This is a genomic window from Bacillus cereus group sp. BfR-BA-01382 (assembly GCF_022663475.1).
In the GTDB taxonomy this organism is placed as follows: domain Bacteria; phylum Bacillota; class Bacilli; order Bacillales; family Bacillaceae_G; genus Bacillus_A; species Bacillus_A thuringiensis_S.
The window spans coordinates 1-15,069 of sequence record NZ_JAKUFQ010000052.1; the positions used below are offsets into that span (position 1 = coordinate 1).

The following is a 15,069-nucleotide window of genomic DNA, read 5'->3' on the forward strand; positions in this document are numbered from 1 at the left end:
AGCGTTCATCCTGAGCCAGGATCAAACTCTCCAATAAAGTTAGTTTGTCTAGCATCTAAAAATAAAAATTGACGTTTCACGTTGTTTGTTTCGTTCAGTTTTCAAAGAACTACTTGGTCGCTCATTTGCGACTTCCTTATGTTAACATCTTCATTTTTCAATGTCAACTAAGTTTTTCAATTTCTTTTTTGTCGTTTTCTGCGTTTCCGCATCAGCGACGGTTATTAATATATCATGCAGTATATACAGGGTCAATACTTTTTACAAAAAAATTTCACATCCCGTTAAAAACTTAAAAATCGCTGTAAAAATCATTATAGCACCCATTCATTCTTCATGGCTCCCCTCCTATCCATTTCATATCTTATCCCTTTATCAATTTACACGAGAGTGAAAATTCTAAATTTTATGTTATATTATTATTATAGGAGTGTGGTGAGAATGAGCATTAAGTATTCAAACAAAATCAATAAAATCCGGACCTTTGCATTAAGTTTAGTATTTATCGGCCTCTTCATTGCATACTTAGGTGTCTTTTTCCGCGAAAACATTATTGTTATGACAACGTTTATGATGGTTGGCTTTTTAGCTGTTATCGCTAGCACTGTCGTTTACTTTTGGATTGGTATGTTATCTACTAAGACTATCCAAATTATTTGTCCAAGCTGTGATAAGCCAACAAAAATGCTCGGCCGTGTCGATGCATGTATGCACTGCAATCAACCTTTAACACTAGATCGAGATCTAGAAGGAAAAGAATTTGATGAAAAGTATAATAAGAAGAGTTATAAATCATAAGTATCAAGGGAAATACGAGTTTGCAACACTACAAACGTTTCAACTCATTAAAAAGTTGATTTCTTAAGAAATCAACTTTTTAATTGTTTTATTAAATTTATTACACCTATTTTTTCGAAATAACAGTAAACATCCCTGTCATGTTAGGCGAATAATCTTTAAAATCATATTTTTCGTAGAATGACGTTTTACCTTGCGACGCAAACAAACCAATGAATGCTTTATCTGGAGCATTCTGATTTAAGTATTCTACTAAAGTATTCATTATTTTCTTTCCAATACCATTCTTTTGATACTCTGGATGAACCACTATATCTTGAATATAGAAATAGATAGCCCCATCACCAACAATTCTCCCCATGCCGATGATTTGATTATTATCCTTGACTGTTATACAGTAAATCGAATTTTGAAGTGATATTTCCGCCACCTCAAAGTTCATATAATTAGTCCATCCCACAGAATCACATAAATATTTATATTCTTCCAATGTTGGAATGTCACTTTTAATCTCATATTTCTTCAAAATGTCCCCTCCAAGAATTCATTTCCACCAATACAAAGTAAATTCGACAAACTTTTATCTAACTCTTCTTACTAACTTAGCACTGTAAATCCCGATTAACCTCACGCTAATCCTTATATAATAAAGAAAGAGGCTGACGTATAGCCGTCAGCCTCTTTCTTTATTATATATTACGCCTTATGACACTCTGGACAAACGCCATAAATTTCTAAGCGATGACTATTAATAACGAAGCCTGTCGTTTTTGCAGCTTCCTCTTCAAGTTGTTCCAAACCTCCATAAGGAAAATCAACAATCTTACCACATTTTTCACAAATCACATGATAATGTTGACTTGTAACATAATCAAATCTACTTGAAGCGTCTCCATAAGTTAATTCCTTTACAAGTCCAACCTCTTTAAATACACGTAAGTTATTATAGACAGTTGCAACACTCATATTTGGAAACTTACCTTCTAATGCTTTATAAATGTCATCCGCTGTTGGGTGCGTCATTGATTCCACAAGGTACTCTAAAATAGCATGACGCTGTGGAGTAATGCGTACACCCGTATTTTTCAGCATTTCTAGCGCTTCTTTTAATTCTTCTTTGACCACCGTCATGCACCCCGATTCTATACGGATTATTATTTTATAATTCTTATAAAGAGTGTACTCCTTTTCTTATAAATCGTCAATATTTCTACTATAAGTATGTGGTTTATTTTTATATTCAGAGCTTGTTTTTATGTATCTTTCCCTTTTTCTTCATATATTACATAGAAAAAAGTGCGACATAATCGCACTTGGAATACTATCATCTGAGGAGGTATGCCCTACACTTCCACTTTATGTAAGGCAGTAAAATATGTATAGACACTTGCCTTGTTTCTGCATATTTTATCTCCACTATAGATTTATTTTATATAAGAAAGAACATCCTCAATATGTCCTTTCACTTTCACTTTACGCCACTCTTTTACAAGTTCACCGTCTTTATTAATAAGGAATGTAGAACGCTCGATTCCCATATACTCTTTCCCAAAGTTCTTTTTCAGCTTCCAAACATCATATAACTCTGCTACTTTATGATCTTCATCTACTAAAAGTGTAAATGGCAATTCATGTTTCTCAATGAATTTCAAATGTCTATTCGCTGAATCAGGACTTACTCCAAGAATAACCGTATCCTTCTCTTGAAATACTCCATACGCATCACGAAAATCACATGCTTCAGTTGTACATCCTGGCGTCATATCTTTCGGGTAAAAATAGAGAACTACATTTTTACCGCGGAAATCAGCTAGGCTAACTTCTTCTCCGTTACTTCCCTCTAATGTGAATTCTGGTGCCATTTCTCCTACTGTAATCATAGTTATCACTCCTACTCTTTTCCTTTACTATAACAAATGCTTCCTTATTTTTCATTGTCTATTACAGACCTCATCACAAAAGCAAAAGGGAGTGTATATCCAATTAGCGCTTCTGCAATTGCAATCCATCGCCCAATTCCAATCGGAGATATGTCACCATATCCAACAGACAATAAAGTAACTGCGCTAAAATATAAACAAACTTCAACGAGTTGAAAAGAATGAGCGTTCAAACTTTCTCCGTCCTCTTTCAAAACTGCGAAACCCATTTCCTCTAATACAACGTAACTTAATCCAAACGCGATCAGTACTGTTGTATAGATTAAAAATAATGTGGCCAAATTATACAGCGAAAAAAAACGCGTTGAATCTGAATAGGAACTCCATAATAATTGGACACTTTTCAAAATAGCGATTGCTGCAAGTAATAGAATAAATCCCCATAACATGTCCTCCACCTCATTTTATATGTATGAGACGACCATTGGATTTATCCCTTAGAAACAAACAAGCTTCTATAATTAATTCCCAGCACCACGGTACCTTTTTACCCCTTGATTCCAAAGAGTGATTGCAATCGTAAAACAGATAACACCAACAATTGGCGTCGCGAATGCATAACTATTCCATTCTGTTTTTCTTAAAAAGTATGCTGCTGGATATACTCCAACAAACGCAAACGGTAAAACAAACGTTAAAATGAAACGAATTACACGATTATAAATATTAACAGGATAGCGCCCGTAATTACCTATGTTATACATAAGGGGCATAATTGAACTTTTCGCATCTGACCAAAAACCAAGACTCGCAAGCGTAACAAATATCCCTCCATATACAAGTGCGCCTCCTCCTACCATCAATATAAATAAGAAGAAATCATACCAGTAAAAAGATAATTGTAACTCTACAGCTGCATATCCCATTACAATCATTCCTGTAATGGCCCCAATTAAAGACTCAAGTTCCATTCTTTCTAATATAATTTGAAACAAGCTATGAATCGGTCTCGTTAATATACGATCCATCTCCCCTTTAATAATGTAACGATCATTAAAGTCCCATATGTTAAAGAAAGCTGAGAAAATGGCAAACGGCACTAAAAAGAAACCATAAATAAAGATTACTTCTTCTCTACTCCAGCCTTTTAATGCTTGTGTATGCCCAAACACAACGAGAATAAAGATTAAATTAACAGCCTGTAGTGATAAATCAGAAAGTAATCCAACGATAAAATCGCCCCGATACTCCAATTTTGTTTTTATATATTGGCTTGCATATTGCAAAAATAGTTTTATATATATCATCTCATCATCCCCCTTGTACAATTAGACGTTTTCTCGCCGTTCTCCACATAAGTACAATTGGAATAATAAGGACAATCGCCCAAATTACTTGGAATAATAATGCCTCATACAATTTATTTCCTTGTATACCTTCTGAAAAAATCATACTCGGAATATAACTAATGGCTTGAAACGGTAAAAACATCATTGCCTTTTGGGCCCATAACGGATAAAAACTAATCGGTAATAATAGACCAGAAAATAAATCAATAACAACGCGTTTTGCATACATAATTCCACTATTATTAAATAGGAAGAACGTGAGCATTCCCGTCATTAAATTAATTTGTGTATTAATAATAAAACTAAATATTAGAGACAAGAAGAAATATAACCACGTTTGAAAATTCGTTGTAATTTGCAATGAAAATAATAACGTAACGATAACCATACCTGGAATTGAAAAAAATGCAAAACGAAATATCCCTTCCCCAAGACCTTGCATCACTTTCATCCCTAAATAATTATATGGACGAATCAGTTCTACCGCTACACGTCCTTCTTGAATCTCCATCGCAATTTCCCTATCTATATTATTAAAATAAAAGGCACGTGCCATCCACGCAATTGCGATATACGTAGTCATTTGCGAAATAGATAAACTTTCAATGTTCTCTTTTCCGCTATAAATTGCTTGCCATAAAAAATAATACGCACCGATATTAATCGTATAAATTAAAATCCCGCTATAATAATTTGTGCGATACGCAAGCATCATTAAAAAACGAATTCGAATCATTTCAATATACTTACCCATGTTTAATACCTTCTTCATAAATGTTACGAATAATTTCCTCTGTAGACACTTCATTAATTTTTAAATCTTTAATTTGAAAGGCTTGTACTACTTTAGAAATAAGCATTGAAATAATAACTTCTTCATTCGGTATTTTTGCAACCCACGCGTTTTCCTCTTTCGCTTTCGACCAAACGACATGACTATCTGGCATAACCATTGATAAAGCCTGATAGGAAACTGGTGCAATAAACTGAAAATGTATTTCCTTCTCTGCTCCCCACTGCGTACGAAGATTATTTAAAGAACCGTCATACATAATATTTCCTTCATCCAGCATGATAACACGCTCACATAATGCTTCAATATCAGTAATATCATGGGTTGTTAATAAAATTGTTGTTTTATAACGTTCATTCATTTCTTTTAAAAATTCACGTATTTTCAATTTCACAAGTACATCTAGCCCAATTGTTGGTTCATCTAAAAATAATAACGGTGGGTTATGAATTAATGCTGCCGCTAATTCACAACGCATTCTTTGACCTAGAGATAACTTTCGAACTGGCTTATCTAATAAAGGACCAATATCTAACGTTTCAATCACGTGTTCCATATGCTCTTTATACTGAGCGTCTGATACACCGTACACTTTTTTTAATAAACGAAAAGATTCTTGTACAGCAATATCCCACCAAAGTTGTGAACGTTGACCGAAAACAACACCAATGGTTCTTACAAATTCTTCTCTCTGCTTATGTGGGTTCATCCCATTTACTAAAATCTCTCCTGATGTCGGAGTCAAAATCCCCGTAAGCATTTTAATTGTTGTTGATTTACCAGCACCGTTCTCACCGATATAACCAACCATCTCACCTTGTTTTACAGTAAAAGATACATCATTTACTGCTGGTACTATTTTATAATTACGATTTAATAAATCGCGAAATGCACCCTTTAAACCCGGACGACTTGAATAGGCTGTAAATTCTTTACGTAACCCTTGTACCTCAATTACCGATTTCATAATCGGACCCCCCTCCTAAATGTCACAACGAATAGTTTACCCAACTGCCTTCTCTATCACAAACAATACGTCTTTTCGAAAAACATGTTAGAATAATACATAGATTTTTGTAAGGAGATGAATGGTAGTGAAATTCACAAAATCAGAAGCATTACATAAAGAAGCTTTAGAACATATCGTTGGCGGCGTTAATAGTCCTTCTCGTTCTTTTAAAGCAGTTGGCGGTGGCGCTCCTGTTGCTATGGAACGTGGAAAAGGTGCTTATTTCTGGGATGTAGACGGAAATAAATATATCGATTATTTAGCAGCATACGGTCCTATTATTACTGGACATGCTCACCCGCACATCACAAAAGCAATTACAACAGCTGCTGAAAATGGTGTACTTTACGGAACACCAACAGCGCTAGAAGTAAAATTTGCAAAAATGTTAAAAGAGGCAATGCCTGCTTTAGATAAAGTACGCTTTGTAAACTCTGGTACTGAAGCAGTAATGACGACAATTCGTGTTGCTCGTGCTTACACAGGCCGCACAAAAATCATGAAATTTGCTGGTTGTTACCACGGTCATTCTGATTTAGTACTTGTAGCAGCTGGATCTGGTCCTTCTACACTAGGAACACCTGACTCAGCCGGCGTACCACAAAGTATCGCTCAAGAAGTTATTACTGTTCCATTTAATAATGTAGAAACTTTAAAAGAAGCGTTAGATAAATGGGGACATGAAGTAGCGGCTATTCTTGTAGAACCGATTGTTGGAAACTTCGGTATTGTAGAGCCAAAACCTGGATTCCTTGAGAAAGTGAATGAACTTGTTCATGAAGCTGGCGCACTAGTAATTTATGATGAAGTTATTACCGCTTTCCGCTTCATGTACGGTGGTGCTCAAGATTTACTTGGCGTAACACCAGACTTAACAGCTCTTGGTAAAGTTATTGGCGGCGGACTTCCAATCGGTGCTTACGGTGGTAAGAAAGAAATTATGGAACAAGTTGCTCCGCTTGGCCCTGCATATCAAGCAGGTACAATGGCAGGAAATCCTGCTTCTATGGCATCCGGTATTGCTTGTCTAGAAGTTCTTCAACAACAAGGACTTTATGAGAAATTAGATGAACTTGGTGCCATGCTTGAAAAAGGAATTTTAGAGCAAGCTGCAAAACATAATATCGATATTACATTAAACCGCCTAAAAGGCGCTTTAACTGTATACTTCACAACAAATACAATTGAAGATTACGATGCAGCACAAGATACAGACGGTGAAATGTTCGGTAAATTCTTCAAGCTAATGCTTCAAGAAGGAGTTAACTTAGCACCTTCAAAATACGAGGCATGGTTCTTAACGACAGAACATACAAAAGAAGATATTGAATATACAATTGAAGCTGTAGGCAGAGCATTTGCTGCTTTAGCAGATAGCAAATAATCTCGTCATTAAAAGGAAAAAAGAAAGCACATCTTTCTTTTTTCCTTTTTTCTATTTCATAAATCCCACATTAATAGTATAATTATTCATAATTATCTGTTTTATATTCTTTTACATCATTACTATCTCTGTGTACAAGGTGATTCACACCTTAAATAGTAAGATTATTCTAACTTTTACAAGAGGGGGGATTGACGGATGCTCAATAAAACAAATACATGGACACCGTCTTTATTTCGAGATTATAGAAATGCAGAACATGATGCGTGTGGAATCGTTTCCGTTATGGAGAAACGAAAAATTCCTACAAAAGAAAACATTGACCTTTGCATACAATCACTCGTCAAAATGAATCATAGAGCTGGTTTCATTAATGGCGAGGGCGATGGCATCGGCATTCACATTGATGTACCAAAAACGCTTTGGAATGAAAAACTAAAAAGTAGTGGATATAATCCAACGATTGTGGATCATCCCCACTTTATCGTTGGACATTTTTTTCTAAATAAAAAAGAAAACATTACTGCCTTAAAAGATTATATTCGTACGCAATTAAACAACAAAAACTTTACTATCATTTTCGAAAGTGATGATGCAACAAACTCAGATGCGCTCGGTCCACTCGGTAAACAAGAAGAACCTTTATTTTGGCAAGTTGCCCTTATCGCAGAAAATGAAATTACAAATATTGAGCAAACATTATTTTCTGTCACAATAAAAATAGAGGAAAACGAAGCAATTCATGTTGCTTCATTAAGTCGTGATCATGTTGTATATAAAGTTCTAGGTGCTGGTGATACACTTGTTGCCTACTATAATGATTTACAACATCCACTTATCGCTTCAACTATGACATTAGGACATAACCGCTACTCTACTAATACATTATCTAATTTTTTTCGTGTACAACCATTTAGTATTCTCGGACATAATGGTGAAATTAACACAATCGCAAAATTACGCGATCAAGCTGAAATGATTGATGTACCACTTACTGCTGGAGGCAGTGACTCTCAAGATTTAAACCGCACCTTAGAAACCCTACTTGTTCAATACGACTACAGTTTATTTGAAGCAATGGAAATACTATTTCCACCAATTATTAATGAAATTAAACTTTATGAAACACCTTTACAAGATTTATATACGTATATACGTGAAGCATGGGGACATTTTGCACAAGGACCAGCTGGCATCATTTCCCGTTTTAAAGATGAAGCTGTTTTCAGCGTTGATTCCCTTGGATTACGCCCAGTATGGAAAGTAGAGACAGAAAGCTCTTATATTTTCTCTTCTGAACCTGGAGTTGTATCACCAACTAAATATGTAGCAGAACCAAAGCCACTCGCCCCTGGAGAAAAGGTCGGATTAAAATGGAATGAACAAGATGAACTTGTTCTTTATGAATATGACAAATATCAAATCCAAGTATATAACCGTTTTAAAAAGCGAATTGATACTACCAATTATCATTTAAATTTATCTATCCCTGAAACGCAAAAAATCCAAGGGCTATGTGATTTTGTTCAAGTTGAAACGAAACAATACGTCGCTTTCGGATGGGACCGAGAACATATTCAGCTTCTTGAACAGATGGCAACAAAAGGTGTTGAACCAATACGCTCACTTGGGCATGACTCACCACTTGCCGCACTTGATACTGATAGACGAAATATCGCTGACTTTATTAAAGAAAGTGTAGCTGTTGTTACAAACCCAGCAATTGACCGTGACCGTGAAATTGAACACTTCTCTACACGTACTGTACTTGGAGAGCGTCCAAGTTTATTAAGCGGCGCAAAACGGCCATTTGTAGTTGAAATGCTTTCACCAATTATTTTAGAAGGCAGCGTGGCACAACCTATTGCAGAGGAATTACACACAATTACGTACGAACAACTCACAGCGTTATTTAGGACTCATAACTCTATTGCCACAATCTCTGCTACATTCAGCTCGTCAGAAACCCTGCAATGTGCATTAAGCCGCATTAGTTCTGAAGCGATAGCTGCTGTTAACAATGGTGCTTCCCTACTAGTATTAGATGACGCAAAAGCCCATCTAAATGAACGCTTGTGGATTGATCCACATTTAGTTACCGCGAAAGTACATCAAGAATTAAGTGAAAATAAATTACGCCGCAATTGTTCTCTCGTTATACGTTCTGGTGCCCTTCGCTCCTTACATGACATTGTCACGCTATATGGATTAGGAGCAGATAGTATTAATCCATATTTATTATTCGCGACTGTAAGTGATGGAACAAAAACACCAATTACGAATCTGTATAATGCACTTAATAAAGGATTAGAAAAAGTCATTTCAACAATTGGAATTCATGAGTTACGTGGTTACGGACGTCTCTATTCATCTATTGGGTTACATGAGGAAATTGCAAATATATTACAAATCACAAATTTCTTCGGTTCAAATGATTTAGCTTTTTCACTTGAATCACTTGCTGAAGATGCAAAAATACGAGCAGAGGATTATAACAATCCTAAAATTAGAATGCGAAAATCATTTCATATATTCCCGCGAATTTGGAAAGCAATCGGCGATGTTGCAAAAGGAAATCCTTATGATGACTACCGTGACAAGTTAAGTGAACTAGAAGAGAATAATCCAATCGCAATCAGACACCTTGTTCAAACGAAACAAACAAAACATGTCGTTCCAACTGAAGAAGTATCTATCGGCATTCAAAATCATAATTTACCATTTATTATTAGTTCTATGTCATTTGGTTCTCAAAACGAAATTGCCTTTCGCGCATATGCAGAAGCGGCCGATCAGCTAAATATGATTAGCTTGAACGGTGAAGGCGGCGAAATTAAAGATATGATCGGGAAATACCCACATACACGCGGACAACAAGTGGCATCTGGGCGATTTGGAGTAAATGCCGAACTACTAAACTCATCGAATTTAATTGAAATCAAAATCGGTCAAGGCGCAAAGCCTGGTGAAGGTGGGCATTTACCTGGTTCAAAAGTGACAGCCAAAATCGCTGAAGCACGTAATGCGACAATCGGCTCAGATTTAATTTCACCTTCTAACAACCATGATATTTATTCAATTGAAGATTTAGCTCAAATGATTACGGAAATTAAAACAGCTAATCAACTTGCCAAAGTAGCCGTGAAAGTCCCTGTTGTTCCTAATATCGGAACAATTGCTGTCGGTATCGCCAAAGCTGGTGCTGATTTTATTAACATTAGCGGATTCGATGGTGGAACAGGTGCTGCACGTATTCACGCCTTGCAACATGTAGGTCTTCCTGTAGAAATTGGTGTTAAAGCCGCTCACAACGCTTTATTAGAAGCGAGCATGAGACATAAAGTAGAGATTTGGGCAGATGGTGGTATTCGAAGTGTAAATGATGCCTTGAAAATCATGCTCCTCGGAGCAAACCGTATTGGATTTGGCACACTGTCAATGATTGCAATCGGCTGTACTACTTGCCGTGGGTGCCATCTAGATACTTGCCATGTTGGAATTGCGACACAAATTGAGTCTGAAGCACAGGCAAAAGAACATGGATTACGCCGCTTCGTCCCACGCGAATTAGAAAGCGCAGTTGCTGGCCTGCTAAATTTATTCACCTCTTTCGGTGTAGAACTAAAACGATTAACAGGACAGCTTGGGTATACAAATTTACAAGCAATTGTCGGGCGTTCTGATTTATTAGAGCAAGTTCGGGGCGAAAATTTATTAAACTTATGTAATTTACTACAAATAATAGAACATCCATCTGTTACAACAACAAAAGACGTACCAGAAAAACAATTTAAAACAGTTCATTCCGCTGACTCAAAAGAATTAGTAGGCGTTGGTGTAGAGCAACGCGTTATGGGCGGTCTAGAATCATGTTATCGCGTTCGCAGTAAACTATATGAAGCTACTCAACTTGAACCACTTACATTAAAGTATACGAATGGTTCTATCCCTGGAAATGGGTTAGGTGCTTACAATAGTGAAAATTTATTTATACACGTAAATGGCGGCGCACAAGATGGCATTGGTAAAACTTCCTTTGGTGGTGGTATTTATATAACGAAATCAAAAGGAAAAGACGGAGTATATTATAACGGTTCTGTCGGAAAAGGATTTGGATATGGGGCACAAAAAGGGGCACTATACGTGCAAGGGAACGCTGATGCTCGTGCTGGCATTCGCCTTTCTGGGGCAGACATGATCATTGGAGGTAGAATAACAAAACCACTCCGTGAAAAAGAGCAAGGAAATATAGGTGCATACTCCAATATTAAAGGTTTTGCTTTTGAATATATGACAAATGGGCGAGCGCTTGTTTTAGGTGACCCTGGTCCATGGATTTGCGCTGGCATGACTGGCGGTGTTGTTTATTTGCGTCATGATTCAAACTTAGGCTTAACAGAACAGGCCTTAAAAAGAAGAATTGCAAAAGGGGCAAATGTTACATTACAATCAATTAGTAAAAATGGTTTGAAAGATGTAACTGAATTATTGCTAGACTATATTCGTGTACTAAACGAGCATGAGCAATATGAGGAAGTTGCTTTGTTAACCCCATTATTAGATGATATACAGAACCAGTTTTTTGAAATTATCCCCAAAAAAGAACAGGCAGATCCATCTATCTCAACAGAGTAACATGAGTAATTTTCATTATTAAGAAAAAATTGACGAATTACACTTCTCATAGTAATCTATAGTAACAATTTGAGACCTGCTGAAATTCAGCAGGTCTTTTTACTAAAAACTGATGTTTAAAAGAAATTAGGAAAAATTATAAAGTGAAACTTTAATTAGCCTACAGCAATTGAGCGTTTACCGGCATCCAGCTACTGAATTTAGAGGCGGGAATCTTACTGTTCACAATTAGCTGGATAAAATGAATACTAATTTCTTTTAACGTCACTAAAATATCACTTGCTAACATATTGTAATGAATGTATAGTATCATGTTGTACATTCATTATGACAAGAGAAAGGATCTTATTAAGGGTATGAAACTTGGTGCTCGCATTTTAAAAACGGGTATTGCCATCACGTTAGCTTTATTTGCTTGTATTTTACTTCAATTACCGAGTCCGGTATTTGCGGGAATTTCAGCTATCTTTGCTGTTCAACCGTCTGTATACCGTTCTTATTTAACCGCACTTGAACAGATTCAAGCAAATGTAATCGGTGCGATATTTGCTATCGCATTTGCTACTGCTTTTGGACATAATCCTTTTATTATTGGATTAACATGTATATTAGTAATTGCTCTTACACTGCAATTACGATTAGAAAACACAATATCAATTGCTTTAGTAACAGTTATCGCCATTATGGAGTATCAAGGCGAAGACTTCTTTAGTTTTGCCTTACTTCGATTTGCGACAATTATGATTGGTATTATTGCGGCTTCACTTGTAAATTTAGTATTTATGCCGCCGAAATATGAAACAAAACTTTATCATCGTATCGTTGATAATACAGAAGAAATTGTAAAATGGATTCGAATGAATAGCAGGCAGGCTTCTGATTTTACAACGCTAAAAACTGATATTGATCGTATGAAAGAAAAAATGATCAAACTAAATCATTACTATTTGCTGTATAAAGAAGAAAGAAGCTACACGAAAAAAGTAAAGTTCGCAAAAATTCGTAAGCTCGTTTTATTCAGACAAATGTTAGCGACAACAAGCCGTGCTTTAAGTACGTTAAAATCATTACACCGTACTGAAAATGAACTACGCTACATGCCGGAAGAATTTCAGGAATCTATCCAAAACGAACTTGATTCATTAACGCATTATCATGAACAAGTTTTATTAAAATTTATTGGTAAAGCAAAAAAACAACAATCAGTTGAAATGCTTGATGAAGTTGAAACAGGTAAACAAGAATTAATTGATATCTTTATGGAATATCAAAACAAGGACGATGAAGAAGCATATAAAACATGGTTACATCTCTTCCCTCTTATTTCTTCCATCATTAACTATAGTGAAGAAGTAGAGCATTTAGATTTACTTGTAGATAGCTTCTACACATACCATAAACCAGAAAAAGAACTCCAAATCGATGATAAAAAAGAAGACGAATAAAAAAGCAGCTCCTTTTATGCTAAAGGAGCTGTTTCTGTTATATGTTGAAGTTGATATAAATTATAATAAAATCCTCTTTTTCGCATTAACTCTTCATGAGAACCGGTTTCTTTAATCTGACCGTCTTCAATGTAAATGATCGTATCAACATGCGTAATTGTCGCTAATCGATGTGCAATTATAATCGTTGTCCGGTCAGCAGCTAACGTCTGAAGCGCCTCTTGAATATACCTTTCATTTTCTAAATCTAAAGCCGAAGTTGCTTCATCCAATATAAGTACCGACGGATTCTTTAGAAATACGCGTGCAATTGCCACGCGTTGCCTTTGCCCACCCGATAGCTTCACACCACGTTCTCCAACGACAGTATTATAACCATCTGGTAAATCTATAATAAAATCATGAATTTGCGCAGCTTTGGCAGCTGCAATCACTTCTTTCTCTGTAGCTTTCGGATTTCCATATAAAATATTAGCTTCAATTGTATCGCTAAACAATAAATTATCTTGCAGTACAATTCCAATATTACTACGTAAATTTCTCATATTATACTTCCTTACATCTATGCCATCTACATAAACCGTGCCTTCAGAAACATCATAGAAACGCGGGATCAAACTAGCAAGAGATGACTTCCCTCCTCCACTCGCTCCTACAAGCGCTACTTTCTCTCCAGACTGCATAGTTAATGACAAGTTGTGTAATATCTCTTTTTCATCTGCATTATAACGAAAAGAAACATTATCAAATACAATTTCTCCATTTAATTTTTTCGTTTGTATCGCATTTGGCACATTAACAATATCGTATTTTTCATCTAACAGTTCAAACACACGATCCATCGATGCAAAAGATTGTGTCAATGTTGTAGATGAATTAACAAGGCGGCGAAGCGGACTATATAAACTATCCATATATCCAACAAAGGCTACCATCGTCCCTAGCGTTAACTGCCCCTGAATTACTTCATATGCTGCAAAACCAATCACAAGTAACGGACCTAAATCGGTTAACGTATTTACTGCCGAAAATGTTCTCGCCGTCCAACTTGTATGGTTTAATGCTTTCGTTAAAAATTCATTATTTCTTTTTTCAAACTGCTTCCCCTCATACTCTTCTAACGCAAAGCTACGTGTCACTTGCATTCCTTGAATACGTTCATGCAAATACCCTTGCATCGTCGCTAACGCTTGTGAACGCTCTTTCGTCAATTTCCGAAGACGTCCGAAAAAATATTTCACTGCTATTACATAAATAGGTAAAATCAATAACGCAACAAATGTTAATTTTATATTCATAGAAAACATAACAATGATAGCGATAGCAATTGTTGCAGTATCTAACCAGACGTTCATCAAACCTGTAATTACAAAATCTTTCGTTTGTTCTACATCATGGATGACCCGTGAAATAATCTCCCCTGTTTTCGTATTCGAATAATAACGTAAGCTTAACTTTTGTAAGTGACCGAAAATATGCTTCCGCAAATCATACAGTATTGTATTTGCGATACGTTGCGCGAAATATTGACGATAATATTCAATCGGTGGTCTTAATACCGCAAAAATAAAAAAAGCAATTCCAATCGCTGTTATTAATTGAGATGTTTTATCTTGAAGTGAACCCGCCCCTTGAATTACATCATCGATAATATACTTTAATAACCACGGCATAATAAGTGGAATACCGAACTTAACTAGTCCAATAATAATTGTAATAGCAATAAGCCATCGATATGGTTTAACAAATTGTAAATATCTTTTTATGCCCTGCACA

The 15,069-nt window shown here is 35.9% G+C and carries 12 protein-coding genes; 4 read left to right on the forward strand and 8 right to left on the reverse strand.

Annotated features, from left to right (window positions below):
- Nucleotides 1-441 precede the first annotated feature (441 nt).
- Entirely contained in the window at nucleotides 442-798 is a 357-nt protein-coding gene (locus MR160_RS19635; RefSeq protein ID WP_000025067.1) for a YgzB family protein, read from the forward strand.
- A gap of 106 nt (nucleotides 799-904) precedes the next feature.
- Here the strand turns inward: MR160_RS19635 and MR160_RS19640 are convergent, their stop codons facing one another.
- The 7 genes from MR160_RS19640 to MR160_RS19670 all read right to left on the reverse strand — a co-directional run bounded on the left by MR160_RS19640 (nucleotide 905) and on the right by MR160_RS19670 (nucleotide 5,787).
- Nucleotides 905-1,324, reverse strand: coding sequence for a GNAT family N-acetyltransferase (locus tag MR160_RS19640; RefSeq protein ID WP_000759743.1), 420 nt, complete (start codon nucleotides 1,322-1,324; stop codon nucleotides 905-907).
- A 170-nt stretch (nucleotides 1,325-1,494) separates the two neighbouring features.
- Entirely contained in the window at nucleotides 1,495-1,923 is a 429-nt protein-coding gene (gene perR / locus MR160_RS19645) for a peroxide-responsive transcriptional repressor PerR (protein ID WP_000237831.1), read from the reverse strand.
- Between the two features lie 299 nt (nucleotides 1,924-2,222).
- Nucleotides 2,223-2,678, reverse strand: coding sequence for a thioredoxin-dependent thiol peroxidase (gene bcp, locus MR160_RS19650; protein WP_000633711.1), 456 nt, complete (start codon nucleotides 2,676-2,678; stop codon nucleotides 2,223-2,225).
- Nucleotides 2,679-2,722: 44 nt separating this feature from the next.
- Nucleotides 2,723-3,127 (reverse strand): potassium channel family protein, encoded by a 405-nt coding sequence (locus tag MR160_RS19655; protein ID WP_000964360.1) that lies wholly within the window; start codon nucleotides 3,125-3,127, stop codon nucleotides 2,723-2,725.
- Between the two features lie 72 nt (nucleotides 3,128-3,199).
- Nucleotides 3,200-3,985 (reverse strand): ABC transporter permease, encoded by a 786-nt coding sequence (locus MR160_RS19660; RefSeq protein ID WP_000639350.1) that lies wholly within the window; start codon nucleotides 3,983-3,985, stop codon nucleotides 3,200-3,202.
- A 4-nt stretch (nucleotides 3,986-3,989) separates the two neighbouring features.
- Entirely contained in the window at nucleotides 3,990-4,781 is a 792-nt protein-coding gene (locus MR160_RS19665; protein ID WP_000521515.1) for an ABC transporter permease, read from the reverse strand.
- Nucleotides 4,774-5,787: an ABC transporter ATP-binding protein gene (locus MR160_RS19670; protein WP_000843649.1), complete on the reverse strand. Its 1,014-nt coding sequence runs from the start codon at nucleotides 5,785-5,787 to the stop codon at nucleotides 4,774-4,776. The genes MR160_RS19665 and MR160_RS19670 overlap by 8 nt, the downstream gene beginning before the upstream one ends.
- A gap of 121 nt (nucleotides 5,788-5,908) precedes the next feature.
- Here MR160_RS19670 and hemL point away from each other — a divergent pair, with 121 nt between their 5' ends.
- The 3 genes from hemL to MR160_RS19685 all read left to right on the forward strand — a co-directional run bounded on the left by hemL (nucleotide 5,909) and on the right by MR160_RS19685 (nucleotide 13,293).
- Nucleotides 5,909-7,213: a glutamate-1-semialdehyde-2,1-aminomutase gene (hemL, locus tag MR160_RS19675; protein ID WP_086402977.1), complete on the forward strand. Its 1,305-nt coding sequence runs from the start codon at nucleotides 5,909-5,911 to the stop codon at nucleotides 7,211-7,213.
- Between the two features lie 198 nt (nucleotides 7,214-7,411).
- Complete coding sequence (locus MR160_RS19680) at nucleotides 7,412-11,848, forward strand: glutamate synthase-related protein (RefSeq protein ID WP_081143513.1); 4,437 nt, start codon at nucleotides 7,412-7,414, stop codon at nucleotides 11,846-11,848.
- Between the two features lie 356 nt (nucleotides 11,849-12,204).
- Nucleotides 12,205-13,293, forward strand: coding sequence for an aromatic acid exporter family protein (locus tag MR160_RS19685; RefSeq protein ID WP_000765787.1), 1,089 nt, complete (start codon nucleotides 12,205-12,207; stop codon nucleotides 13,291-13,293).
- 14 nt (nucleotides 13,294-13,307) lie between these two features.
- Here the strand turns inward: MR160_RS19685 and MR160_RS19690 are convergent, their stop codons facing one another.
- Nucleotides 13,308-15,068 (reverse strand): ABC transporter ATP-binding protein, encoded by a 1,761-nt coding sequence (locus tag MR160_RS19690; protein WP_086389644.1) that lies wholly within the window; start codon nucleotides 15,066-15,068, stop codon nucleotides 13,308-13,310.
- Between the last annotated feature and the right edge of the window lies 1 nt (nucleotide 15,069).

Coding starts and splice junctions, on each gene's coding strand:
- MR160_RS19635 (WP_000025067.1), top strand. CDS start 442: ATGAGCATTAAGTATTCAAACAAAATCAATAAAATCCGGACCTTTGCA.
- MR160_RS19685 (WP_000765787.1), top strand. CDS start 12,205: ATGAAACTTGGTGCTCGCATTTTAAAAACGGGTATTGCCATCACGTTA.
- MR160_RS19660 (WP_000639350.1), bottom strand. CDS start 3,985: ATGATATATATAAAACTATTTTTGCAATATGCAAGCCAATATATAAAA.
- MR160_RS19680 (WP_081143513.1), top strand. CDS start 7,412: ATGCTCAATAAAACAAATACATGGACACCGTCTTTATTTCGAGATTAT.
- MR160_RS19665 (WP_000521515.1), bottom strand. CDS start 4,781: ATGGGTAAGTATATTGAAATGATTCGAATTCGTTTTTTAATGATGCTT.
- bcp (WP_000633711.1), bottom strand. CDS start 2,678: ATGATTACAGTAGGAGAAATGGCACCAGAATTCACATTAGAGGGAAGT.
- MR160_RS19655 (WP_000964360.1), bottom strand. CDS start 3,127: ATGTTATGGGGATTTATTCTATTACTTGCAGCAATCGCTATTTTGAAA.
- hemL (WP_086402977.1), top strand. CDS start 5,909: ATGGTAGTGAAATTCACAAAATCAGAAGCATTACATAAAGAAGCTTTA.
- MR160_RS19670 (WP_000843649.1), bottom strand. CDS start 5,787: ATGAAATCGGTAATTGAGGTACAAGGGTTACGTAAAGAATTTACAGCC.